We start from the raw sequence: 25117 nt of genomic DNA on the forward strand, positions 1-25117 counted from the left end.
CTTCCAAATTGGCGATAAAAACGCTAGATAGCGGCCATGAGCGAAAATATGACCGATATTCAAAAAACACCGGATGGCAGCAACACACGTAAGGTCTTTGTGAAGACCTATGGCTGCCAGATGAATGTCTATGACAGTCAGCGCATGGCGGATAGCCTTGCAGCCGAAGGCTATGTCACGACTGACACGCCGGATGATGCCGATCTGGTCCTGCTCAACACCTGCCATATTCGCGAAAAAGCATCGGAAAAGCTTTATTCTGCGCTGGGTCGCCTGCGCAAAATGGCGGATAAACGCGGACCAAACGGTAAGGAACTGACCATTGGCGTTGCCGGTTGTGTGGCACAGGCTGAAGGTCAGGAAATTCTGCGCCGTGCGCCCAATGTCGATCTGGTGATCGGACCGCAGACCTATCATCGTTTGCCGAATGCGCTTGCGCGTGTGCGTGGCGGCGAAAAGGTGGTCGAAACCGAATATGCCATTGAAGACAAGTTCGAGCATCTGCCCGCACCAAAGCGCGAGGAAACCCGCAAGCGTGGTGTGTCGGCGTTTCTCACGGTTCAGGAAGGTTGCGACAAGTTCTGCACCTTCTGTGTGGTGCCTTATACGCGTGGTTCGGAAGTCTCGCGCAGTGTTGCGCAGATCTTGGCGGAAGCCGAGCGTCTGGCCGATAGCGGCGTGCGCGAACTGACCCTTCTGGGCCAGAACGTCAATGCATGGCATGGCGTGGGCGATGATGGCCGCGAATGGGGGCTTGGTGAGCTTCTGTTCCGCCTTGCACGGATTCCCGGCGTGGCGCGTCTGCGTTATACGACCAGCCATCCGCGCGACATGGACGACGCGCTGATTGCAGCCCATCGCGATCTGCGTCAGCTGATGCCTTACCTGCATTTGCCGGTTCAGGCGGGTTCGGATCGTATTCTCAAGGCGATGAACCGTCGTCACAAGGCGGACGAATATATCCGCCTTGTCGAACGTATCCGTGAAGTGCGCCCGGATATGGCGCTTTCGGGCGATTTCATCGTCGGCTTTCCCGGCGAAACCGATCAGGATTTTGAAGATACGATGCGACTGGTGCGCGAAGTGCATTATGCGCAGGCCTATTCGTTCAAATATTCGCCGCGTCCGGGAACGCCGGGTTCTGATCTTCCCGATCATGTGGAAGAAGCGGTCAAGGATGAACGCTTGCAGCGTCTGCAGGCGCTGCTCAACGAACAGCAATACGCGTTTCAGAATTCGCTGGTCGGCCGCGAAATGGATGTTCTTCTGGAAAAGAAGGGCCGTTTCGAGCGTCAGATGGTTGGCCGTTCGCCATGGCTTCTGCCAGCCATCATCGATGATAATGACGATCAGGTTGGCGACATCATTCACGTAAAAATTACGGGGACTGGCACCAATAGTCTTATTGCGCAAAAGCTCGTCTAAGCGCATGATAGTACGAAGGCAGTAGTCGCGGTGCGTAGTCTTTGACCGAACGTCCTGCCGGTACTGCGATTGCAATGCGTGAACCTTAGGGAGATGCGTTTGAGCGCTACGGAAAAACTAAAGCCTGCCAAGCCAACCATCCATACGCAAACAAACACAATTTCAAGCCCGGCTGCGAGTTCTGCAACAGGTGTGACCTCAGGGGCCTCTGACATGGCCCACATCGTACTTACCTTCGACAATAATCGCCTTGCCAGTGCGCTTTACGGCCAGTTCGATGAGAATCTGGCGCGTATCGAGCAGAAGCTTGGTGTCGATGTTCGTTCAAAGGGAAACGAGCTTTCCATCCGTGGAGAGGCAACTGCGACCGAACAGGCGCGCCGCACGCTTGATCAACTCTATGAATATTTGCAAAAGGGAAATGAGCTGACCGCTTCGGATGTCGATGGCGCGATCCGTATTGCCGTTGCTGCGGATGATCAGCTCACATTGCCAACGCTTGAAACCAAGGGCAAAATGTCGGCTGCGCAAATCTCGACTCGTAAGAAGACAATCTTTGCCCGCACGCCGGTTCAGGACGCCTATATGCGTGCGCTTGATCGCTCGGAACTGGTTATGGGTGTTGGTCCCGCTGGTACGGGTAAGACTTATCTTGCGGTTGCTCATGCAGCCATGCTTCTTGAGCGCGGTCTTGTGGAACGCATTATCCTGTCTCGTCCGGCGGTTGAAGCGGGTGAGCGACTGGGCTTTCTGCCGGGCGACATGAAGGAAAAGGTCGATCCTTATCTGCGTCCGCTTTATGATGCGCTTTACGATATGATGCCTGCGGAAAAGGTCGAGCGTGCCATCACGGCAGGTGTGATCGAAATCGCACCGCTTGCCTTCATGCGTGGGCGCACATTGGCGCATTCTGCCGTCATTCTTGATGAAGCGCAGAATACGACATCAATGCAAATGAAGATGTTTCTGACGCGTCTTGGTGAAGGCTCGCGCATGATGGTCAATGGTGATCCGAGCCAGATCGATCTTCCGCCGGGGCAGAAGTCCGGTCTCGTCGAGGCATTGCGCGTATTGGAAAACGTCGAATCGGTTGTCAAAGTGCGCTTTACCGAGAAAGACGTGGTGCGTCATCCGCTGGTCGCAGCTATTGTCAGCGCCTATGATAATGATGCGAAAAATAACACGGTCACCTTGCAATCACGCGGGTGAATAACGATTTAAAAGCACTCTGTCTGCCAATCGCAGGCAGGGTGTTTTATTAGAGCGCCATGCGTCCGAGTGGACGCATAAGAACGCTCTAAATTTTAAACTAAGCATCGTACTTCCCAAAAATCGACATCGTTTTTTGGATCGATGCTGAAACCGGAAGGATAGAGCGGTTGCCTCATCGCAAGCCGCGATAGAAGTGTCAGACAACGCGATCCAGATCGATATTATGATCGAAGCCGGCAATTGGCCGGATGAAACAGCCCTCGAAGGGCTTGCAAAGCGCTCGGTTGAAGCTGCGTGGAATAATCTCCGGCTCAAACCCGCTCAAAGCGAATTGAGCCTGGTTTTTACAGATGATGCCTCCATTCAGGCGATCAATGCCGAATGGCGCGGCAAAGACAAGCCGACCAATGTTCTGTCTTTCCCGGCTTATCCTGTGAAGGCTGGTGAGCAGCCTGGGCCCATGCTCGGCGACATCATTATTGCGCGTGAAACGGTTGAGCGCGAAGCGCTTGAAGAAGGCAAATCGCTCGAAAATCACCTCACACATCTTGTGGTGCATGGCTTTTTGCATCTTTTGGGTTACGATCATGAGACTGATGAGGAGGCCGAGGAGATGGAGCGTCGCGAACGCGAAATCCTTCATGCTCTTGCCATCCCCGACCCTTATGCTGTATCCGATTTAAACGTTGAAACAGATTGAGCCATGGCTGACCATAACAACTCACCCACCGCTGGCGATAGCCGAAGCGACACACAAGACGCCGAAGGGCAAAGTACGCAGCGCTCGCAAACGAGCGAAAAGCGTTCCCTTCTGTCAAATATTTTTCCATTCATGCGTTCGCGCCAGTCATCTTCCTTGCGGGAAGATCTGGCCGACGCGATAGCCAGCACCGAGGACGATCAGGGTTCGGTGTTTTCGCCTGAAGAAAAGGCGATGCTCAATAACATCTTGCGTCTGCGTGAAATCCGCGTCGAAGATGTGATGATCCCGCGTGCTGACGTCGTGGCAATTGAAATTTCCACGCCGCTTTGGGAAGCGCTGGAGCTGTTTGAAACCTCCGGCCATTCGCGTATGCCGGTCTATGCTGAAACGCTGGATGATCCGCGCGGCATGATCCATATCCGCGATGTGCTCAATTATATCACCAGACAGGCACGTCAGAAGGCAGCAACCCACACGACTGATACCAGCGCTAGCGCTGCAATGTTCGACATGGGTCGTATCGATCTCAACAAAACGATTGGCGAGCTTGATCTCCTGCGTAAGGTTCTGTTCGTGCCGCCGTCGATGATGGCGAGCGGATTGATGGCACGCATGCAGGCTGATCATATCCAGATGGCGCTGGTCATTGACGAATATGGCGGCACCGATGGTCTGGCGTCGCTGGAAGACATCGTTGAAATGGTTGTTGGTAATATCGAAGACGAGCATGACGACGAAGAAATCATGATCGCCGAAGAAACTGACGGTGTATTTGTCGTTGATGCACGTGCAGATCTTGATGAGCTGTCGCAGAAGATGGGCTCTGCATTTGAAATTGGAGAGCATGGTGATGACGTCGATACCGTCGGCGGTCTCATCTTCTCTGTTTTGGGTCGCATTCCGTTGCGTGGGGAAATGGTACAAGCCGTTGAGGGCTATGAGTTCCATGTGCTTGAAGTCGATCCGCGTCGCGTGAAACGGGTTCGTATTGTCCCGCTTTCAGAAGCAGACGGCCACAAGCGAGAGCATACGGGCAGCGCGGATGATGCATCCGACAATGCCACGGAAACGACGACAGCAACGACCTAAAAATCTCAGATGATTTTTGGAAAATACGATGCTTAGATAAAATTGTTGAGAGCGTCCTTTGTGTTTACAAGGACGCACGGCGCTCTAGAGAGGCTTGATGATAGAGAGACTTGCTGGGAAGATCTCTTCATTGAGCGGATGGCGTCGCGGGTTGACCGCTTTTTTGAGCGGCGCTGTCGCGACACTCACACAGCCGCCATTCGACATTTTCATCGCAGGTTTTCTGGCCTTTCCACTTCTGGTCTGGCTCATTGACGGCGCTATTCCCCATAGAGACAAAGGTCCAATCAAGCGCTTTTTGCCCGCAGGCATCATCGGCTGGTGGTTTGGTTTCGGCTATTTTGTATCAGGCCTGTGGTGGATCGGAACTGCACTGCTTGTCGATGCTGAGCAATTTGCCTGGGCGATTCCCTTAGCGGTTCTCGGCCTGCCAGCATTTCTTGCGATCTTCTATGGCGCGGGCGCGATGATCGCACGCTTGTTCTGGTCGCAGGGCATAGGACGCATTTTTGCGATTGCCTTCGCCTTTGGCTTCGTCGAATGGCTGCGAACCTTTGTTTTCACTGGTTTTCCGTGGAATGCGCTCGGCTATGCCGCAATGCCTGTACCCATGATGATGCAGTCGGTGGAAGTCATCGGCCTCGTCGGTATGAGCGCGCTTGCGGCGCTTGTTTTTTCCGCACCCGCCTTGTTGAGCGGAGGGCATCTTGCAAAAAGTGGCCTCGCTCTGGCCGGACTCTTGCTTGCAGCGCATATTGGCTTTGGCGCTTGGACTTTATCGCGCGCGCCAGCACTCGATACGGATCGCACGACCCTTTCTCTGCGCATTGTTCAGCCATCCATTTCACAAAGCATGAAATGGGATGACAATGAACGCCGGGCGATTTTCGATAAATTCATTGCCATGACAAAGCAGACACCAGCAGAGGGCAAGCCAAAGCCTGATGTGGTCATTTGGCCAGAAACCGCCGTGCCCTATATCCTTTCGCTCACACCAGAGGCACTCAAGAGCATTGCTGATGTGATCGACGACGATCAGGTACTGCTCACCGGTGCTGTGCGTGAAGAACGCGTGCCGCGGCGTGATCCGCGCTATTACAATTCGATCCTGACAATCAATGGTGACGGTAGAATTATTGACTATACCGACAAGGTGCATCTGGTGCCCTTTGGCGAATATCTGCCGTTCGAAAAAACTTTGCGCAGTTGGGGCCTACAGGAAATAGTGGAAATGCCGGGCGGTTTTACCGCCGCAAAGGCGCGTCATGCGATCAATGTTATGGAAGGCCAGACCTTCCTGCCGCTGATCTGCTATGAGGCGATTTTTCCCGACGAGCTGTCTTATACCGGGCGCAAGGCGACAGCGATTGTCAATGTCACCAACGATGCATGGTATGGTGATACGCCAGGACCCTATCAGCATTTCAGACAAGCACAGGTACGCTCTGTCGAGCAGGGACTGCCGCTTGTTCGTGCTGCCAATAACGGTATTTCAGCGGTTGTTGATTCATACGGTCGAATCATTGAGCAACTGCCACTTGACGCCGTGGGTGTAATTGATGCTTATTTGCCTGAAGAGCGTGTACCATTTTGGGGCACTGCACCCGGTGGCAAGCAGACTCTTGCGCTTCTGTTAACCCTACTCGCCATATGCGTGTGGTTCAGATTGTCTTTCCGCAGGCGTTTTCATTGACACGGCAATTTTGTTAAGTTGTTATACTGGGGCGGTGACGGCTTAATGCACAAGCCAGTCTGACTACCTCCCACAATGATTTTTATCGCTGTTCAGATGAACAGGCCATGAATGAAAGCTCGCGGTTGCGAGGAGTGATACTGTATGATTGAGAATAAAAAGAAGCCCAATCCCATTGATGTGCATGTGGGTAGCCGCATTCGCCTTCGCCGCAATATGCTGGGTCTCAGTCAGGAAAAATTAGGCGAAAGCCTTGGCATCACATTCCAGCAGATCCAGAAATATGAAAAAGGCACCAACCGCGTTGGGGCAAGCCGTCTTCAGGCGATTTCAACTATTCTTACAGTTCCGGTTTCTTTCTTTTTTGAAGATGCACCGGGGTCCGCTTCGAGCACCCAGGCAGGCTTTGCCGAGGACAATGAAGCGACTTATGTCGTCGACTTTTTGAGCTCGAATGAAGGCGTTCAGCTAACCCGCGCATTTACCAAAATCGCGGACCCGAAAGTGCGTCGCAAGATTATCGATCTTGTGAAGTCGCTCGCCGCCGACGGCGAATAATTCCTGATTATCGCGAAAAAAGACGTCTGCCGGTAGGTTTTTTCCGGCAACGGGGTGTCGCAACAAGAATATGCATTGACGGTTTATTCCCAACTTCGCTAACACTGAGATGTGCCCGGAACCGGATAAATTGGTTCTGGGCGCTACTGTGTTTCCTAGGCGGATAAGTGTTCCGTTGGATTTTCAAGAGGGGTTACCCGTGTCGCGCAGTTCTTATCTCTTCACCAGCGAATCGGTGTCTGAAGGTCATCCGGACAAGGTTTGCGATCGTATTTCCGATGAAATCGTAGACATGATCTACAAGGAAGCGCGCCGTTCAGGCGTTGATCCATGGTCTGTCCGCGTTGCATGCGAAACGCTTGCCACCACCAATCGCGTGGTTATTGCCGGCGAAGTGCGTGTGCCTGAAACTTTCCTGAAGAAGAATAAGGACGGCACCATCGCGCATGATGCGGCCGGACATCCGTTGATCAACCCGTCACGCTTTCGTTCAGCAGCGCGCAAAGCGATCCGCGAAATCGGTTATGAGCAGGACGGGTTTAACTGGCGCACCGTGAAGATCGATGTGCTTCTGCATCCGCAATCTGCCGATATTGCGCAGGGCGTGGACAATGCAGCCGACCGTCAGGGCGAAGAAGGTGCTGGCGATCAGGGCATTATGTTCGGCTATGCTTGCCGCGAGACGCCCGATCTCATGCCTGCTCCGATCTATTATTCGCACAAGATTCTCGAAAAGCTTGCTGAAGCCCGTCACAAGGGTGAGGGTGATCCAGGCAAGCTCGGCCCTGATGCCAAGAGCCAGGTGACCGTGCGTTACGAGAATGGGGAAGCTGCGGAAGTTACCCAGATCGTTCTTTCCACGCAGCATCTGGATGCAAGTTGGGATTCCAAAAAAGTTCGCTCGGTTGTCGAGCCTTACATTCGTGAAGCGCTTGGTGACCTTCCGATTGCAGCAAACTGCAACTGGTACATCAATCCAACCGGCAAGTTCGTTATTGGCGGACCAGACGGTGATGCGGGACTTACGGGCCGCAAGATCATCGTTGATACCTACGGTGGTGCTGCCCCGCATGGTGGTGGTGCATTTTCCGGCAAAGATACAACCAAGGTTGACCGATCGGCTGCTTATGCGGCCCGTTATCTTGCCAAGAATGTAGTCGCTGCAAGTCTTGCAGATCGCTGCACGATTCAGCTTTCCTATGCTATTGGCGTTGCTCAGCCTTTGTCGGTCTATGTAGACCTTCATGGCACCGGCAAGGTGGATGAAGCCGCCGTCGAGTCAGCATTGCGCAAGGTCATGGACCTTTCGCCAAGTGGCATCCGCAAACATCTTGATCTCAACAAGCCGATCTATGCCAAGACTTCGTCTTACGGTCACTTTGGCCGCAAGCCGGGCCGTGACGGTTCTTTTTCATGGGAAAAGACCGATCTCACAAAGGCATTGAAAAGCGCTCTTTCAGCGTGATTATTTTTAAATGAGCGATGAAAATCATCCTGTACGTGCGGCCGGAAACTTTTTCGGCCGCCGTCATGGCAAACCGCTGCGCCCGCATCAGAACAATCTGTTTGAGGGTTTGCTGCCGCGCCTGAAACTTGATCTCAATACACCTGCACCACAGGATTTGCGGACATTGTTTGATGCGCCGGTCGAAAATGTGCGTATGGAAATCGGCTTTGGCGGTGGCGAACATCTGTTTCATGAGAGCGGTCGCTATTCGCAATCGGGTTTCATAGGCGTTGAGCCTTTCGTCAATGGCATGGCCAAAATGCTGGCAGCGCTTCACGAAGACGAGCGCCGCAATCTTCGCCTATACGATGAAGATGCCACCGATGTTCTTGACTGGCTACCAGATGCATCGCTTGCAGGTATTGATCTGTTTTATCCCGATCCATGGCATAAGCGCCGCCACTGGAAGCGCCGCTTCGTCAGCGATGCCAATCTTGATCGTTTTGCACGGCTGTTAAAGCCGGGTGCAAAGTTCCGTTTCGCGTCTGACATTGAGCATTATGTCAATTGGACGCTTCAGCATTGCCGCAGACATGATGCCTTTGAATGGCAGGCCGAACAATCGTCCGACTGGAATAATGCCTATGATGGCTGGCCGGGAACCCGCTATGAAGCCAAGGCTTTTCGCGAGGGTCGCCGCGCCGCTTATCTAACATTCATCAGGCTTTGAGTGTTGCGTGAATTGCGGCCTTGAAAAAAGCCGCGTCGGCTGGTATATAAGTTTCAAATTCTTGGTCGTTTGAACAAGAGTGGGCCCTCCCGGACCCGCTCTTTTTTGTTACCTGCGACCCAGTGAAGAAGGTTTATCGAGTGAGCGAACACGAACAGGCAAACGAAGCCGTAAGCGCAGATGAGCGTATCATTCGCGAAACGGGTCTCGATGCAAAAGTAGCGGGCATTGTGGAGCCGGTGATCAATACGCTGGGTTTCCGCCTTGTGCGTGTGCGCCTGTCGGGCCTCAATGGTCAGACATTGCAGATCATGGCCGAGCGTCCTGATGGCACCATGACGGTTGAAGATTGTGAATTGTTGAGCCGCACCGTGGCTCCGGTTCTGGACGTCGAAGATCCTCTGAGCGGCAAGTATCATCTTGAGATTTCGTCGCCGGGCATCGATCGTCCGATGGTTCGCAAGTCTGATTTTACCGATTGGGCCGGGCATGTTGCCAAGGTTGAAACCTCTATCGTTCATGAAGGCGGCAAGAAATTTCGCGGTCGTATCGTGATCGGCGATGCGGATTCAATCGTTATTGAAAGTGATCAGATTTCATATGGTAACGAACCGGTTGTTCGCATTCCATTCGATCTGATTTCGGATGCGCGTCTGGTTTTGACCGATGATCTGATCCGCGATGCGTTGCGCAAGGATAAAGCCGTGCGCGAAGGCCGCATCGTCGGTGATATTCTGGGCGATGATCAGACGACAGACGAAGACAACCAAGACGCCGTGACGACCGAATCCGATACGGAACAGAAATAAGTTTCAAAGTGAGTTTTAGGCATTCGGTGCTCGAATAGAGCCGGATGCATCACCAAGGAGAGACCTATGGCAGTCAGTGCAAACAGGCTGGAACTTCTGCAGATCGCCGATGCGGTCGCACGCGAGAAGTCTATTGACCGCGAGATCGTTCTCTCGGCCATGGCAGATGCGATCCAGAAGGCAGCGCGTTCGCGTTACGGTCAGGAAAGCAACATCCGCGCCGACATCAATGCGAAGTCCGGCGAGATCAAGCTCCAGCGCTTGCTCGAAGTGGTCGAAACTGTCGAAGATTACTCCACGCAGATTTCGCTGTTCACTGCACGCGACCGCAATCCGGATGCACAGATTGGCGATTTTATTGCCGATCAGCTGCCACCAATGGATTTTGGCCGTATCGCTGCCCAGTCGGCCAAGCAGGTCATCGTGCAGAAAGTGCGCGAAGCCGAGCGTGACCGTCAGTATGACGAATTCAAGGACCGCGTTGGCGAAATCGCCAATGGTACCGTCAAGCGCGTTGAATATGGCAATGTGATCGTTGATCTTGGCCGTGGTGAAGCGATTGTGCGTCGTGACGAGCTGATCCCGCGTGAAGCATTCCGCTATGGCGACCGCATTCGCGCTTATGTTTACGACGTGCGTCGCGAACAGCGTGGCCCGCAGATTTTCCTGTCGCGCACCCATCCATCTTTCATGGCGAAGCTTTTCAACATGGAAGTGCCGGAAATCTATGATGGCATTATCGAAATCAAGTCGGTAGCCCGTGATCCGGGTTCGCGCGCCAAGATCGCCGTTGTTTCGCGTGATGCGTCGATTGATCCGGTCGGTGCCTGCGTTGGTATGCGTGGTTCGCGCGTTCAGGCTGTTGTTGCTGAATTGCAGGGCGAAAAGATCGACATCATTCCATGGTCGCCAGATGCGGCTTCCTTCATCGTCAACGCGCTTCAGCCTGCTGAAGTTGCCAAGGTTGTTCTCGATGAAGATGCGGAACGTATTGAAGTTGTCGTCCCGAATGACCAATTATCATTGGCAATTGGTCGTCGTGGTCAGAATGTGCGCCTTGCGTCACAGCTGACAGGCTGGGATATCGACATCCTGACCGAAGATGAAGAATCCGATCGCCGTCAGAAGGAATTCGCTGAGCGTTCAAACCTCTTCATGGAAGCGCTCAACGTTGACGAAATGGTCGGTCAGGTTCTGGCTTCGGAAGGCTTTGCCTCGGTTGAAGAAATTGCCTACGTCGAAGCGACTGAAATCGCTTCCATTGATGGCTTTGACGATGATACTGCCGGCGAAATTCAGGAACGCGCTCGCGAATTCCTGGAGCGTATCGAAGGCGAACAGGACGATCGCCGCAAAGAACTCGGCGTTGAAGACGAGCTTCGCGAGATTCCAGGCCTCACCACAGCAATTCTGGTTGCAGTTGGCGAAGACGGTGTGAAGACCATCGAAGACTTTGCTGGTTATGCTGTTGACGATCTCGTTGGCTGGCGTGAACGCAAGGATGGCGAAACCATCGCTCACACAGGTATCCTGTCGTCGTTCGATGTTTCCCGCGTCGATGCGGAACAGATGATCCTGACTGCGCGTTTGAAAGCTGGCTGGATCACAGAAGACGAATTGGTTGCAGTTGAAACCGATGAAGAAGTAGAAGCTGGCGACGAAGAAGCCGCTTCTTAAGCAAATGATCAGAGCGTTTCCTACGATCCAATCGAAACAGGAAACGCTCTAATCAGAGTTTGATATTGTGATGTGGCCCTAGCTCTGCTAGGTCGCTGCCAGTTTTAGAGTTGAATAAAGGCAGTTTATGGCAAAGCCAGCGTTGCGTGCGGAGCAGGATATGAATGACAGAACCTGTATCGTCACGCGCGAAAGCGGTTCTGCTGATAATCTGATCCGTTTTGTGGCTGGGCCTGATGGTTCGGTTGTCCCGGACCTGAAGCGGAACCTGCCGGGCAGAGGCTGTTGGATCAAGGCGGAGCGGCGACTGGTTGATGAAGCCGTCAAGCGCAAGTTATTTGCGCGGGCGCTTAAGGATGATGTGAAGCCACAAGCTGATCTTGGCGCACTGGTTGACCAGTTGTTGACAAAATCTGCTTTGGGCAGTCTGGCACTGGCTCGTAAGTCCGGTGCTCTCGTCTCTGGTTCGACCAAGGTCGATCAGGCAATTCGTTCCGGTGCCGCGGTGCTGGTACTGCATGCCAAGGAAGCGGCCTCTGACGGGGTGCGCAAACTTGATCAGGCCCGCCGTGTGGTGGTGCATATGGATGGCCCCAAAATTCCGGCCTTCTCTCTTTTTACAGGAGAAGAAATGGATTTGGCATTTGGGGGCGGAAATGTGATACATGCAGCCGTGCTTGGTGGAAAAGCCGCCGCCGGGGTCGTACCAAGGCTGCTTTTATTGCATAGCTATCGTGGCGAAAGCCCGGCGGCTAAAACGGCGGATTAAATCGGCAGTCCGACACTGCTGTGGTATAAATTAGTAGAGCGGTTCTCTTGAATTCCGAGAAGACGGGATCCGCTCTGGAGCATAAACCGGATCATAGGCTTGGTTGTCTTACCGGATTATGCGCTGAAGTGGATGACCGGAGCATTATTCAAAATGATGTGATCGCGTTGGGTAATGCTCGGGTAAAGCGGCAGAAGCTGCGAAGGAAACGGAAACGTAATGAGCGATAAAACAAACGACGACAAGACGCTGAGCGTCAACTCCAAGAAGACGCTGACCATTAAGCGTCCAGGCGTTGAACAGAGCACCGTGCGCCAGAATTTCAGCCACGGCCGCACGAAGGCTGTCGTCGTTGAAACGAAAAAGCGTAAATTCTCACGGCCAGATGAAAAGCCGGAAGTGGAAGTGGCTGCACCAAAGCCAGCGGCGCCCGCACCCGCAGCACCTGCTCCAGAAGCTGTAAAGCAAGCCGCTCCAACCGCATCTGCGGCACCGGTTGCAGCCCCAGTTGCTGCGTCGGTACCTGATGCTGTGGCAGCACCACCAGTTGCGGCTCCAGAAGCTGCTCCTGCTCCTGTAGCAGCAGCTCCTGCACCGACACCTGCGCCAAAGGTTGCCGCACCCGCAGCTCCTGCGCCAAGAGCAGCAGCGCCTGCCGCTCCGGCCGGTGCACAGAAGCCGCGACCCGGCCAGTCATCGCAGCCACAGCGCAACCAGCAGCAGCGTCCCGGCCAGCAGTCACAGCGTCCTCGCCAGTCTGATCGCTCGGGCATGGTTCTGAACACGCTGTCGCGCTCCGAAATGGATGCACGTCGCCGCGCACTCGAAGGTGCGTTGGTTCGTGATGCGGAAGATCGTGTTCGCGCAGCTGAAGAAGCTAAGCGTCGCGCCGAAGAAGATGCACGCCGTGCTAAGGAACGTGAAGAATCCGCTCGCCGTCAGGCAGAGGAAGAAGCGCGCCTGAAGAGCGAAGCAGAAGCTAAAGCACGCGCTGCAGCTGAAGCTGCAAAGCGTGCTCCACAGGCTGCGGGTCGTCCAGAACCGCGTGGCGATTCCCGCCCCCCACAGGGTGGTCGTCCGCAGCAATCTGGCCGTCCTCCGCAGGGTGGTCGTCCTGCGCAGGGCGCACGTCCGGCTTCACCTGCCATTGCAGACGTTATTCCAACGGCAAACAAGCCGCTCCCGCAGAGCCAGCAGCGCAAGCCTGGCTCCACGGGCGATGACGATGATCGTCGTGGTCCATCGACTGCGCGTCGTGGTGCACCGGCAAAGCCGGATGCTCGCGCACCGAAAGTTGTCAAGACCGAAGAAGATCGTCGTCGTGGCAAGCTGACCATCTCCAGCAATCTGGAAGATGAAGGTCGTTCGCGTTCGCTTTCGGCGATGCGTCGCCGTCAGGAAAAATTCAAGCGTTCGCAAATGCAGGAAACCCGCGAGAAGATTTCTCGTGAGGTGACGATCCCTGAAACCATCACGATTCAGGAACTCGCACAGCGTATGACCGAGCGTTCGGTCGATATCATCAAGTACCTGATGAAGCAGGGACAGATGATGAAGCCGGGCGACGTGATCGATTCCGATTTGGCACAACTGATTGCTGAGGAATTCGGTCACACTGTTAAACGCGTTGCTGAATCAGACGTTGAAGATGGTATCTTCGACATTGCTGATGATCAGGGTGCATTTGTTTCGCGTCCTCCTGTTGTCACTATCATGGGTCACGTCGATCACGGTAAGACATCGCTTCTCGATGCAATCCGTAAGGCGAATGTTGTTTCTGGCGAAGCCGGTGGCATCACCCAGCATATCGGTGCTTATCAGGTCGAACAGAACGGCCAGAAGATCACCTTCATCGATACGCCAGGCCACGCAGCCTTTACTGCAATGCGTGCGCGTGGTGCACAGGCAACTGACATTGCCATTCTGGTGGTTGCAGCGGACGACAGCGTCATGCCGCAGACCATTGAATCGATCAATCATGCCAAGGCCGCAGGCGTGCCGATCATTGTTGCAATCAACAAGATCGACAAACCAGAAGCGGATGCTCAGAAGGTTCGCACACAGCTGTTGCAGCATGACGTCTTCGTAGAATCGCTTGGCGGTGAAGTGCTTGATGTTGAAGTTTCGGCTAAGCAGAAGCTGAACCTCGACAAGCTGCTTGAAGCCGTGCTGTTGCAGGCTGAAATCCTTGATCTCAAGGCTGATCCGACACGTACTGCTGAAGGTGTTGTCATCGAGGCTCAGCTTGATCGTGGCCGTGGTCCAGTTGCAACCGTTCTGATCCAGAAGGGCACATTGCGTCCGGGCGATATTATCGCTGCCGGTAACGAATGGGGCCGTGTGCGCGCTCTGGTTAATGACCATGGCGAACACGTCAAGGAAGCAGGACCAGCAATGCCGGTTGAGGTCCTTGGTCTTCAAGGTACGCCACAGGCCGGTGATCGCTTCGCCGTGGTTGCCAATGAATCCAAGGCACGTGAAATTGCCGAATATCGCCAGCGTCTTGCTCGCGATAAGGCAGTTGCCCGTCAGACTGGTCAGCGCGGCTCGCTTGAGCAGATGATGAGCCAGTTGCAGGTCAACGGCACCAAAGAATTCCCGCTTGTCATCAAGGGTGACGTGCAGGGTTCGGTGGAAGCAATCATCACGGCTCTCGAAAAGCTCGGTACCGAAGAAGTTCGAGCACGCATCGTTCATTCGGGCGCAGGTGGTATTACGGAAAGCGACGTGGCACTTGCCGAAGCTTCCAATGCTGCAATCATCGGCTTCAACGTTCGTGCCAACAAGCAGGCGCGCGATGCATCCGATCAGCAGGGCACCGAAATTCGCTACTACAACATCATCTACGATCTGATCGAAGATGTTAAAGCTGCGATGTCGGGTCTTCTGTCACCAGAACGCCGTGAAACCTTCATTGGTAATGCTGAGATTCTTGAAGTCTTCAACATCACCAAGGTTGGTAAGGTTGCCGGTTGCCGCGTTATCGACGGTAAGGTCGAACGTGGTGCAGGTGTACGCCTCATCCGTGACAACGTGGTTATCCACGAAGGCAAGCTCAAGACACTTAAGCGCTTCAAGGACGAAGTGTCGGAAGTGCCGATGGGTCAGGAATGTGGTATGGCTTTCGAAAACTACGACGATATGCGCGCTGGCGATACGATCGAAGCGTTCCGCGTCGAACATATTACGCGTACGCTCTAATATCTTGAAACCGGGCCGCCCTTTTTGGGGCGGTCCGGCTTTTTCATTGCCCGGTTTCGAGGGTCTGACTCCCATCTGAATTGTGGTAAATTGCGTCTTTGGGCGCCTTTCAATTTTTGACGACACTGTCGGGCAGCTTGAGAGCCAGCTTGTCGATGTCTTGTCACCTATCGAGGATAAAACGATGGCACGTTCTCCAGATCCGAAAGGCTCAGGCGGTCTTTCACAGCGCCAGCTCCGTGTGGGCGAGCAGGTGCGTCACGCTTTGGCACAGGTCCTTCAGCGCGGTGAAATCCGCGACGATCTGATCGAGCGCACGGTTATTTCCGTGTCGGAAGTGCGCATGTCGCCCGATCTGAAAATCGCGACCTGCTTCGTTACACCTCTTGGTAGCACCGATGTGCAGGCGGTCATCAAGGCACTGGCATCAAATGCAAAATTCATCCGTGGTCGCGTGGCACCGAGCCTCAGCCAGATGAAATATATGCCGGAATTCCGTTTCCGGCCCGATACAAGCTATGACAATTTTTCCAAGATCGATGCCCTTCTGCGTTCACCGGAAGTGGCGCGTGATCTCGGTCCTGACACTGATGAAGACAATAATATAGCTGGTGAAGCAGATGACGCTTCCCGCAATGGAGACGCATAAAGCATGGCAAGACGGGGCAAGAAAAAAGGCCGTCCGGTTTCTGGCTGGGTTATTTTTGATAAGCCAAAAGGCATGGGATCGACAGAAGCTGTCTCGAAAATCAAGTGGCTGTTCAATGCTGAAAAAGCAGGTCACGCTGGCACACTTGATCCGCTTGCGTCCGGCATGCTGCCAATTGCGCTGGGTGAAGCCACCAAGACTGTGCCTTATGTTATGGATGGCACCAAGGTTTACCGTTTCACGGTGACCTGGGGTGAAGAACGCTCGACCGACGATCTGGAAGGCGTTGCCACAAAGAACTCCGACAACCGCCCATCGCGCGCAGATGTCGAAGCTCTGTTGCCAAACTACACAGGCGTTATCTCCCAGATTCCGCCGCAGTTTTCCGCCATCAAGATCGGCGGCGAACGCGCCTATGATCTGGCACGCGAAGGCGAAACAGTTGTCATTCCAGCGCGCGAAGTCGAAATCGACCGTCTGGAAATCATTGAGTTCCCGGATGAAAGCCGCACCGAGTTCGAAGTGGAGTGCTCCAAAGGCACCTATGTGCGCTCACTTGCGCGCGATATGGGCCGCGATCTTGGCTGCTTTGGCCATATCTCGGATCTGCGTCGCATTGAAGTCGCACCCTTCACTGATGAGGATATGGTAACGCTTGCCGCGCTTGAAGAAGCATGGCCACCGCTGCCACCGAAGAAGGAAGAAGTTGAAGAAGACGCAGAGGCTGACTTCGTCGAACAGCCAGCGCCGCGCCGTGACTTTTCAGCAATCGACGCGCTCGTAATCGATACGGGTGCGGCGCTTGATTGCCTGCCACAAGTTCAGTTGACGGATGATCAGGCGCAACGCGTGCGTCTTGGTAATCCTGTGATCATTCGTGGTCGTGATGCACCATTGGAAGCGGATGAGGCTTGCGTAACATCGCATGGCAAGTTGCTAGCAATCGGCTATATCGAACATGGTCAGTTCAAGCCAAAGCGGGTGTTTACATCGCACTAACCAATTGGGGCATATTTGACGCTGGTATTATTGCCATTTTTGCACTATATGCCCCTCTAGCGATCAAGCAAAACATGTGTGAGATCGTTTAAATGGCCCGCGCTGGACGACATCCCGGCCTGGGCGTCTCTTTTTCCTCTCATCAAGAAAGGGTGTACGATGTCGATTACTGCTGAACGCAAGCAAGCACTTATCAAGGAATTCGCTACCAAGGAAGGCGATACCGGCTCCCCTGAAGTACAGGTTGCCGTTCTTTCCGAGCGCATTTCTAACCTTACCGATCATTTCAAGGGCCACAAGAATGATAATCATTCGCGTCGCGGCCTTCTGAAGCTGGTTTCGCAGCGTCGTCGTCTTCTTGACTATGTCAAGGGCATCGACCAGTCACGTTACCAGGCGCTGATTTCCCGTCTGGGCCTGCGCCGCTAACGGAAAAAAATCGGGCGACGTCTCAAACGTCGCCCGTTTTAAATTTAGGCATTCTAAGGAAGAGCGGATAGCCGCGTTCCAAAAGAGAATGCGATTTTACAGGGCAAATGCCCATATGGCATGAAACGGCGCACCGGGTGCATTCCGTCATGCCAATCAAAGCATTTCCAGCAAAAGTGCGAAGCGGTTTTGCGTGAGGTAATGCTTAAGACAAATCGTGAGACGCGGTTCCAACGTTTCAATTTTAAGTGGAACCGCTCTAAGGGCCATAAGGCTCATGACCTGGACCAGTCATGGGGCAGGATTGCAGGTAGTTCGTGCCAGAGAATATTCGGAAATGAATGTTCTGACACGTAACGAACTTCCCGTTGTCTTGCCCGTGGCGTATCCGCAAACCCGGAGGATGCCTTCAGACGCTTTTGCGCGGCATCATCCAAACAAGGACAAGATATGTTCAATACTCATAAAGTTGAAATCGAATGGGGCGGCCGTCCGCTGACACTCGAAACCGGCAAAATCGCACGTCAGGCTGACGGTGCAGTTCTCGCAACTTACGGCGAAACCGTCGTTCTCGCGACTGTCGTTTCTGCCAAGAGCGCAAAGCCGGGCCAGGATTTCTTCCCTTTGACCGTCAACTATCAGGAAAAGACCTACGCTGCCGGTAAGATCCCAGGTGGCTTCTTCAAGCGTGAAGGTCGTCCAAGCGAAAACGAAACACTTGTTTCGCGTCTGATCGATCGTCCGATTCGTCCGCTTTTCGTTGAAGGCTACAAGAACGAAACACAGGTTGTTCTGACCGTTATCCAGCACGATCTGGAAAACAATCCAGACGTTCTGTCGATGGTAGCAGCATCGGCTGCGCTAACTATTTCGGGCGTTCCATTCATGGGCCCAATCGGTGGCGCGCGCGTTGGTTACATCAACGGCGAATACGTCCTGAACCCGAATATCGACGAAATGCCAGAATCGAAGCTCGATCTGGTTGTTGCTGGTACTTCTGAAGCCGTTTTGATGGTTGAATCGGAAGCACAGGAACTGTCTGAAGAAGTTATGCTCGGCGCCGTTGTTTTCGGCCAGAAGGGCTTCCAGCCAGTTATCGACGCGATCATCAAGCTCGCTGAAGTTGCTGCTAAGGAACCACGCGATTACCAGCCAGAAGATCTGTCGGAAATCGAAGCCAAGGTTCTTGCAGTTGTCGAAAAAGACCTGCGCGACGCTTATAAGAATACTGAAAAGCAGGCTCGCTATAACGCTGTTGACGCTGTAAAGGCCGCAGCGAAGGCGCATTTCTTCCCTGAAGGTGTTGAAGAGACAGAATTCTCGGCTGAAAAGTTTGCGACTGTTTTCAAGGAATTGCAGGCGAAGATCGTTCGCTGGAACATTCTCGACACCGGCAGCCGCATTGACGGTCGCGATCTGTCGACTGTTCGCGCAATTGTTTCGGAAGTTGGTCTTCTGCCACGTACCCACGGTTCGGCTCTGTTTACCCGTGGCGAAACACAGGCAATCGTTGTTGCGACACTCGGCACCGGCGAAGACGAGCAGATGATCGATTCTTTGACCGGTACGTACAAAGAACCGTTCATGCTGCATTACAACTTCCCGCCATACTCGGTTGGTGAAACCGGTCGTATGGGTTCGCCAGGTCGTCGTGAAGTTGGTCATGGTAAGCTCGCTTGGCGCGCAATCCACCCAATGCTGCCAGCTGCTGAACAGTTCCCTTACACGATCCGTACTGTTTCCGAGATCACCGAATCCAATGGTTCGTCGTCGATGGCAACCGTTTGCGGCACCTCGCTGGCTCTGATGGATGCGGGCGTTCCGATCATCCGTCCAGTAGCTGGTATTGCTATGGGTTTGATCAAGGAAGGCGATCGTTTCGCCGTTCTGTCCGACATTCTCGGTGATGAAGATCATCTCGGCGATATGGATTTCAAGGTTGCGGGTACTGAAAATGGTATCACAGCGCTTCAGATGGACATCAAGATCGACGGTATCACCGAAGAGATCATGAAGGTTGCTCTGGAACAGGCTAAGGGTGGTCGCGTTCATATTCTGGGCGAAATGGCGAAAGCTCTTTCGACTTCGCGTGATGAACTGGGCGAATTTGCTCCGCGCATCGAAGTGATGAACATTCCTACCGACAAGATCCGTGATGTTATCGGTTCGGGCGGCAAGGTCATCCGCGAAATCGTGGAAAAGACCGGCGCGAAGATCAACATCGAAGACGATGGTACGGTCAAGATTGCTTCGTCCAACGGCAAGGAAATCGAAGCCGCCAAGAAGTGGATTCACTCGATTGTTGCTGAGCCAGAAGTTGGCGAAATCTACGAAGGTACAGTCGTTAAGGCTGCTGACTTCGGCGCTTTCGTGAACTTCTTCGGTCCACGCGATGGTCTAGTCCACATTTCGCAGCTCGCTTCTGACCGCGTTGCCAAGACCACCGATGTGGTCAAGGAAGGCCAGAAAGTCTGGGTCAAGCTCATGGGCTTTGACGAGCGTGGCAAGGTTCGCCTGTCGATGAAGGTTGTCGATCAGGAAACCGGCAAGGAAATCGTTGCAGAAAAGAAGGCAGAAGCCGACGCTGAGTAAGCGTTGTATTCTATTGAATTCGAAAAAGCGCGCTCTTGAGGCGCGCTTTTTTGTTGCACGTGAATCAATTCAAGACCATGGATAAGCCATGATGACACCAGCACAAAAAACACTGTTTCTGCCGTTCGATCAGGGCATTCTGGACCCTCCTGCACAGGGGGAGACTTATCTCGGCTTTGGGCTTTCTGCGGATCGCTCGCTTGAGGATGAATGGAAGTCGGCACTGACTTTCTTGCAGCCTTGGCGTCCTGATTGGATTGCGCTGAAAAAGGAAGGCTTTCAGGTTGAGGCGAGGCTTGCCACTGACGCTCGTTATTCCGGCGGGCTACTTCTGCTCGGAAAACATCGCGGACGCAATGAGGCGTGGTTTTCGGAGCTTCTGGCGCGTGTTGTGCCGGGCGGATGGATCGTTGTGAGTGGCGACAAAAAGCTTGGTGTTGACAGTTTCCGCAAATGGGTCGGCAATATCGCTGCAATCAGCGACCGTCTGTCGAAAAACCATGCAGTGTCTTTCTGGCTGCAACGCCCTGCCGATCTGGATGATGACTTTATCAACGCATTGAAGCCGGTGGCGACTGATATTGACGATGTGTTCCGCACCGAAGCCGGCATGTTCTCACATGGCGCTATCGACAAGGGATCGGCGATGCTGGTTCCGCACATGGAAAAGATCGTGTTTGGGAATGTTGCCGATCTTGGTGCTGGCTGGGGCTATCTCGCGGCACAAAGCTTGAAGCATGTTGACCGTATCAAGAGCATCGATCTTTTTGAGGCTGACTTCGAAGCACTGGAGGCCGCACGCGGCAATCTGGAACGTCTGGGTGCATCCGTGCCTTTGAGCTTTAATTGGTTTGATGTCACCAGTGAAAAAATGACGGGTATCTATGATACCGTCATCATGAACCCGCCGTTTCACGAAGGTCGGGCGACTGACATGACACTGGGGCAAACATTCATCGCAGCCGCTGCTTCACGGCTCAAAATCGGCGGTCGATTGTTGATGGTGGCAAATCGGCAATTGCCATATGAAGCCACGCTTAAGAGCTTGTTCAAAAATGTGAACGTGCTTGAAGATGCCAGGGGCTTCAAAATATTTGATGCCAAGAAGTGAAACAAAAAAAGCCGCCTCGAAGGGCGGCTTTTTTAACTAGCGTATAAGGCTTATTCCCCGCGCGCGTCAGCCGAACTTTTCAGTTCGTCGAGGTTTGGCATCGAAACAATGTTGTAGCCCGAATCCACGTAATGGATTTCGCCGGTTACACCGCTCGAAAGATCAGACAGCAGGTAAACAGCCGATTTGCCAACATCATCAATGTCGACTGTGCGGCGCAGCGGCGAATTGCGGCGCTGATAGCTGAAAATAGCACGAGCATCACCAATGCCAGCGCCAGCCAGCGTGCGAACCGGACCAGCCGAGATCGCATTGACGCGGATACCCTGTGGGCCGTAATCCGCAGCCAGATAACGAACCATTGCTTCAAGGGCAGCCTTTGCAACGCCCATGACATTGTAGTTCGGGATCGTGCGCGTTGAGCCGCCATAGGTCAGCGTCAGGATTGAGCCGCCGTCCTTCATAAGCTTTTCAGCGCGTTGTGCCATTTCCGTGAAGGAGTAGGCGGAAATCACCATAGTGCGGCTAAAATTATCGCGCGTGGTGACGTCTGCGTAACGGCCCTTCAACTCTGTCTTGTCCGAGAAGCCGATGGCGTGAACGATGAAATCGAGCTTTCCCCATTTCTTCTCGATTTCAGCGAAAACGGCATCAACCGAAGCAATGTCTTCAACATCGCAAGGCAGCACCATATCCGAGCCAACCTGTTCGGCCAGAGGCTTCACGCGCTTGCCGAGCGCATCGCCCTGATAGGTAAATGCGAGTTCGGCACCCTGTGCTGCGAGCTGTTTTGAAATTCCCCATGCGAGCGAGTGATTATTCGCGACCCCCATGATGAGGCCGCGTTTTCCTTGCATCAAGCCTTCCATATTTTCCCTCTCTCTCAGCTCTGGTAACGCTGGAAAACCAGCGTTGCATTGGTTCCGCCAAATCCAAACGAATTGGAAAGCACGGTGTTGAGCTGAGCATTATCAATACGCTTGCGGACGATAGGCATGTCCGCGAAGGCAGGATCAAGTTCTTCGATATGCGCGCTTTCGCAGATGAAGTTATTCTGCATCATCAAAAGCGAGTAAATTGCTTCCTGAACGCCAGTTGCGCCGAGAGAATGGCCAGTCAATGACTTGGTGGCAGCAATTGGTGGGCAGGCATCGCCTGAGCCAAACACCTGACGGATTGCTTCGATTTCCGGAGCGTCGCCTGCTGGTGTCGAGGTTGCATGCGGATTGATGTAATCAATCTTGCCCGTAACGGTCGAGAGCGCCATTTTCATACAGCGAATGGCACCTTCACCCGATGGAGCGACCATGTCATAACCATCTGATGTTGCGCCATAGCCAACGATTTCGCCGTAAATCTTGGCACCACGCGCAAGCGCAGTTTCCATATCTTCCAGCACCAGAACGCCCGCACCACCTGCAATGACAAAGCCATCGCGGTTTTTGTCATAAGCGCGGGAAGCGGTCGAAGGTGTGTCGTTATATTTCGACGACATGGCGCCCATGGCATCGAACAGCACCGAAAGTGTCCAGTCGAGGTCTTCACAGCCACCCGCGAATACGCGGTCCTGTTTGCCATACTGGATCATTTCATAGGCATTGCCGATGCAATGATTCGATGTCGCACAAGCCGACGAGATCGAATAATTGACCCCCTTGATCTTGAAGAATGTCGCAAGCGTTGCCGAAGCCGTCGAACTCATGGCTTTTGGCACAGCAAAAGGACCAACGCGCTTTGGGCCTTTTTCGCGGGTTATATCAGCCGAATCGACAATCGTACGTGTCGAAGGACCGCCTGAACCCATGATTATGCCGGTACGATCATTGGAGACTTCCTCCTCCGAAAGACCTGCATCGGCAATTGCCTGATCCATGGCGACGTGATTCCATGCCGTACCACGGCCGTGAAAACGCATGGCGCGGCGGTCAACGAGCGCCTCGACATCAATCTTTGGAATGCCGTGAACCTGGCAACGGAAACCGAGTTCGCCGTATTCCTCAGCGCGTGTAATACCGGATTTGGCATCGCGCAGCGAGGCTGTGACCTCTTCGGTGTTATTTCCAATTGAGGATACAATCCCCATACCCGTTACGACCACACGCCGCATCGCGTTCTCCTTTACACCTGTTCCGTGCGACCAACCCGAAAAGTTGACCGTTGTTCCCGGTTACATAGGTGCGATCTTCGCATATTTTGAGCGCGGCTGCATGAAAACTCTATATTTTTTTGCAATTGCGCCCGTGAATGATGGTTGAATTAAGCGCCGTCGCCGTCCTTGGACAAGCCGACGCGAAGGTCGCTTGCTTTATAGATGGTTTCGCCATCAGCCTTGAGCCAGCCATCGGCTGTGCCAAGAACAAGGCGACCGCGCATGACGCGCTTGAAGTCGATACCGTATTGCAGAAGCTTGGTGTGCGGGCGGATCATGCCCTTGAACTTCACTTCGCCGGTTGAAAGCGCCATGCCGCGACCCGGCTCGCCGAGCCAGCCGAGGAAGAAGCCCGTCAGCTGCCACATGCCGTCGAGGCCAAGGCAGCCCGGCATGATCGGATTGCCCTGAAAATGGCATGGGAAATACCAGTCATCGGGACTGACATCGTATTCAGCACGGATATAGCCCTTGTCGAACTCACCGCCGGTTTCGGAAATCTCGGTGATGCGGTGCACCATCAGCATTGGTGGCAGGGGGAGCTGTGCATTGCCGGGACCGAACAATTCGCCGCGCGCGCAGCTTAAGAGCTCTTCATACCCGTAGCTCGATTTCTGTTCTGCCATTACGCCTCCCTTGAGGATCATTCTGATTTGACCGCTTTGAGTATCTTAAGCGGTCAGGTTGTCGTTTTTCCGGGACACCTCTAACATAGAGTGCCTCCGTCAGTAAAATAGTGTGCGTGGTTTTCCAAAAAAAGCCGGGATTACCATGCCTATTGATACTTAATTCGCAACGGCATATATCAATGTCAGTATGCAATGGGCAACAGCCCGTTTAATCTTTGACGAAATTGCTACAAGCTTGTGACGGATCCAAGGGTGAAAATGCAGAATTATCATGCCAGCCACTCGATGGTTTCAATGGAAGAGCGCCTTCGCAGCGCGGGTTTGCGCCCGACGCGCCAGCGTATTTCGCTTGCCAGCCTGATCTATGCTCAGGGTGACCGCCACCTTTCCGCTGAAGACCTTCATGAAGAAGCGGTACTCGCAGATGTGCCGGTTTCGCTTGCGACCGTCTACAACACACTGCACCAGTTTACCGAAGCTGGTATGCTACGCATCATTGCGGTTGAAGGATCGAAAACCTATTTCGATACCAATATTTCGGATCACCAGCATTTCTTCCTTGAAGGAGAAAATGTGGTTTTCGATATTCCGCACGGCGAGCGTGGTCAGCCAACGGTTTCCAACATGCCGGAAGCACCGGAAGGCATGGAAATCGTCAATGTAGACATTATCGTGCGCCTGCGCCGCAAGACGCGATAAATTTCGCATTATCGAATTTTAAAAGCGGGGCAAGCGATCACCCCGCTTTTCTTATTAGGCTTTCAGTTCCATCTGGATATTTGCGAATGGTAGATCGTTATCGTCTTTCGGACGAGAGCTGATCTGATGAAAACCAAGCTGCTTATAGAAAGCACACGCCCTGACATTATCGGCGTAAACCTCAAGTGAGAGCTTGCCTTTCATGGCCAGAGCATGGGCGATTAATTGACGTCCAATGCCATGGCCCTGATTAAGCGGGTCGACAAACAGCCCGCCGATAAAGCTATCCAATAGGCCGATAAAACCCACTGGCCTGCCATCAATGACAGCAACAAAGGTTTCGGACTTTTCCAAATAGATGTCTTCGATCAACATTTGTTGTTTGCGCAGTAAATCTTGACCCAGAAATGCATGCGCTTCAATTGATGCACGGTACCAAATAGAAGACAAAGTTGGTTTGTCCGTCGCTTCATAAGCGCGGATATCAAGGATCAGAGTTTTCATGATGTTTCCAGAGTTTTGATATGCACAAATAAACCACCCAAAC

Annotated in this window: 21 protein-coding genes and 1 pseudogene; 18 read left to right on the forward strand and 4 right to left on the reverse strand. The window is 53.4% G+C overall.

The features are described from left to right. The first annotated feature begins 36 nt into the window (after positions 1-36). The 17 genes and pseudogenes from miaB (at position 37) to CEV31_RS05550 (ending at position 21093) form a co-directional block, all read left to right on the forward strand. Positions 37-1425: a tRNA (N6-isopentenyl adenosine(37)-C2)-methylthiotransferase MiaB gene (gene miaB / locus CEV31_RS05470; RefSeq protein ID WP_094505963.1), complete on the forward strand. Its 1389-nt coding sequence runs from the start codon at positions 37-39 to the stop codon at positions 1423-1425. Positions 1426-1524: 99 nt separating this feature from the next. Further along, positions 1525-2634 (forward strand): PhoH family protein, encoded by a 1110-nt coding sequence (locus CEV31_RS05475; RefSeq protein ID WP_210190889.1) that lies wholly within the window; start codon positions 1525-1527, stop codon positions 2632-2634. A 196-nt stretch (positions 2635-2830) separates the two neighbouring features. Next, the gene (gene ybeY / locus CEV31_RS05480; RefSeq protein ID WP_094505965.1) at positions 2831-3337 is read left to right on the forward strand and encodes an rRNA maturation RNase YbeY; all 507 of its coding nucleotides are present in this window, start codon (positions 2831-2833) and stop codon (positions 3335-3337) included. A gap of 3 nt (positions 3338-3340) precedes the next feature. Then, positions 3341-4351 (forward strand): annotated as a pseudogene (locus tag CEV31_RS05485) (hemolysin family protein); the annotation flags it as partial. Between the two features lie 175 nt (positions 4352-4526). After that, on the forward strand, positions 4527-6122 hold the full coding sequence (gene lnt / locus CEV31_RS05490) for an apolipoprotein N-acyltransferase (RefSeq protein ID WP_094505969.1): 1596 nt from the start codon (positions 4527-4529) through the stop codon (positions 6120-6122). 144 nt (positions 6123-6266) lie between these two features. Further along, positions 6267-6680 carry a helix-turn-helix domain-containing protein gene (locus tag CEV31_RS05495; RefSeq protein WP_094505970.1) on the forward strand — a complete coding sequence of 138 codons (414 nt, stop codon included), beginning with the start codon at positions 6267-6269 and terminating at the stop codon, positions 6678-6680. Positions 6681-6879: 199 nt separating this feature from the next. Then, the gene (metK, locus tag CEV31_RS05500; RefSeq protein WP_094505972.1) at positions 6880-8145 is read left to right on the forward strand and encodes a methionine adenosyltransferase; all 1266 of its coding nucleotides are present in this window, start codon (positions 6880-6882) and stop codon (positions 8143-8145) included. Positions 8146-8155: 10 nt separating this feature from the next. Then, a complete protein-coding gene (gene trmB / locus CEV31_RS05505) occupies positions 8156-8857 on the forward strand; it encodes a tRNA (guanine(46)-N(7))-methyltransferase TrmB (RefSeq protein ID WP_094505974.1) in 702 nt (233 codons plus the stop codon). 140 nt (positions 8858-8997) lie between these two features. Further along, complete coding sequence (gene rimP, locus CEV31_RS05510; protein ID WP_094505975.1) at positions 8998-9666, forward strand: ribosome maturation factor RimP; 669 nt, start codon at positions 8998-9000, stop codon at positions 9664-9666. A 66-nt stretch (positions 9667-9732) separates the two neighbouring features. Beyond that, positions 9733-11343 carry a transcription termination factor NusA gene (gene nusA, locus CEV31_RS05515; RefSeq protein ID WP_094505977.1) on the forward strand — a complete coding sequence of 537 codons (1611 nt, stop codon included), beginning with the start codon at positions 9733-9735 and terminating at the stop codon, positions 11341-11343. Positions 11344-11470: 127 nt separating this feature from the next. Then, entirely contained in the window at positions 11471-12112 is a 642-nt protein-coding gene (locus CEV31_RS05520) for an RNA-binding protein (RefSeq protein ID WP_235818038.1), read from the forward strand. A 219-nt stretch (positions 12113-12331) separates the two neighbouring features. Next, complete coding sequence (gene infB / locus CEV31_RS05525) at positions 12332-15313, forward strand: translation initiation factor IF-2 (protein WP_094505979.1); 2982 nt, start codon at positions 12332-12334, stop codon at positions 15311-15313. Positions 15314-15497: 184 nt separating this feature from the next. Beyond that, on the forward strand, positions 15498-15962 hold the full coding sequence (rbfA, locus tag CEV31_RS05530) for a 30S ribosome-binding factor RbfA (RefSeq protein WP_094506522.1): 465 nt from the start codon (positions 15498-15500) through the stop codon (positions 15960-15962). Between the two features lie 3 nt (positions 15963-15965). Beyond that, positions 15966-16961, forward strand: coding sequence for a tRNA pseudouridine(55) synthase TruB (gene truB / locus CEV31_RS05535; protein WP_094505981.1), 996 nt, complete (start codon positions 15966-15968; stop codon positions 16959-16961). A 159-nt stretch (positions 16962-17120) separates the two neighbouring features. Beyond that, on the forward strand, positions 17121-17390 hold the full coding sequence (gene rpsO / locus CEV31_RS05540) for a 30S ribosomal protein S15 (protein WP_094505983.1): 270 nt from the start codon (positions 17121-17123) through the stop codon (positions 17388-17390). A gap of 450 nt (positions 17391-17840) precedes the next feature. Then, positions 17841-19982 carry a polyribonucleotide nucleotidyltransferase gene (gene pnp / locus CEV31_RS05545; RefSeq protein ID WP_094505984.1) on the forward strand — a complete coding sequence of 714 codons (2142 nt, stop codon included), beginning with the start codon at positions 17841-17843 and terminating at the stop codon, positions 19980-19982. A gap of 88 nt (positions 19983-20070) precedes the next feature. Continuing rightward, positions 20071-21093 carry a class I SAM-dependent methyltransferase gene (locus tag CEV31_RS05550; protein WP_094505986.1) on the forward strand — a complete coding sequence of 341 codons (1023 nt, stop codon included), beginning with the start codon at positions 20071-20073 and terminating at the stop codon, positions 21091-21093. A 50-nt stretch (positions 21094-21143) separates the two neighbouring features. Here CEV31_RS05550 and fabI read toward each other — a convergent pair whose 3' ends face one another. The 3 genes from fabI to fabA all read right to left on the reverse strand — a co-directional run bounded on the left by fabI (position 21144) and on the right by fabA (position 23868). Next, positions 21144-21962 carry an enoyl-ACP reductase FabI gene (gene fabI, locus CEV31_RS05555; protein WP_094505988.1) on the reverse strand — a complete coding sequence of 273 codons (819 nt, stop codon included), beginning with the start codon at positions 21960-21962 and terminating at the stop codon, positions 21144-21146. A gap of 14 nt (positions 21963-21976) precedes the next feature. Next, on the reverse strand, positions 21977-23200 hold the full coding sequence (gene fabB, locus CEV31_RS05560) for a beta-ketoacyl-ACP synthase I (protein WP_094505990.1): 1224 nt from the start codon (positions 23198-23200) through the stop codon (positions 21977-21979). A 149-nt stretch (positions 23201-23349) separates the two neighbouring features. Further along, positions 23350-23868: a 3-hydroxyacyl-[acyl-carrier-protein] dehydratase FabA gene (fabA, locus tag CEV31_RS05565; RefSeq protein ID WP_094505992.1), complete on the reverse strand. Its 519-nt coding sequence runs from the start codon at positions 23866-23868 to the stop codon at positions 23350-23352. 261 nt (positions 23869-24129) lie between these two features. Between fabA and irrA the strand changes: the two genes are divergently transcribed. Then, the gene (irrA, locus tag CEV31_RS05570; RefSeq protein ID WP_094505994.1) at positions 24130-24570 is read left to right on the forward strand and encodes an iron response transcriptional regulator IrrA; all 441 of its coding nucleotides are present in this window, start codon (positions 24130-24132) and stop codon (positions 24568-24570) included. 54 nt (positions 24571-24624) lie between these two features. Here the strand turns inward: irrA and CEV31_RS05575 are convergent, their stop codons facing one another. Beyond that, positions 24625-25074 (reverse strand): GNAT family N-acetyltransferase, encoded by a 450-nt coding sequence (locus CEV31_RS05575; RefSeq protein ID WP_094505997.1) that lies wholly within the window; start codon positions 25072-25074, stop codon positions 24625-24627. Positions 25075-25117: the final 43 nt, after the last annotated feature.

Origin of the sequence: Brucella thiophenivorans (genome assembly GCF_002252445.1) — a bacterium.
GTDB lineage: Bacteria > Pseudomonadota > Alphaproteobacteria > Rhizobiales > Rhizobiaceae > Brucella > Brucella thiophenivorans.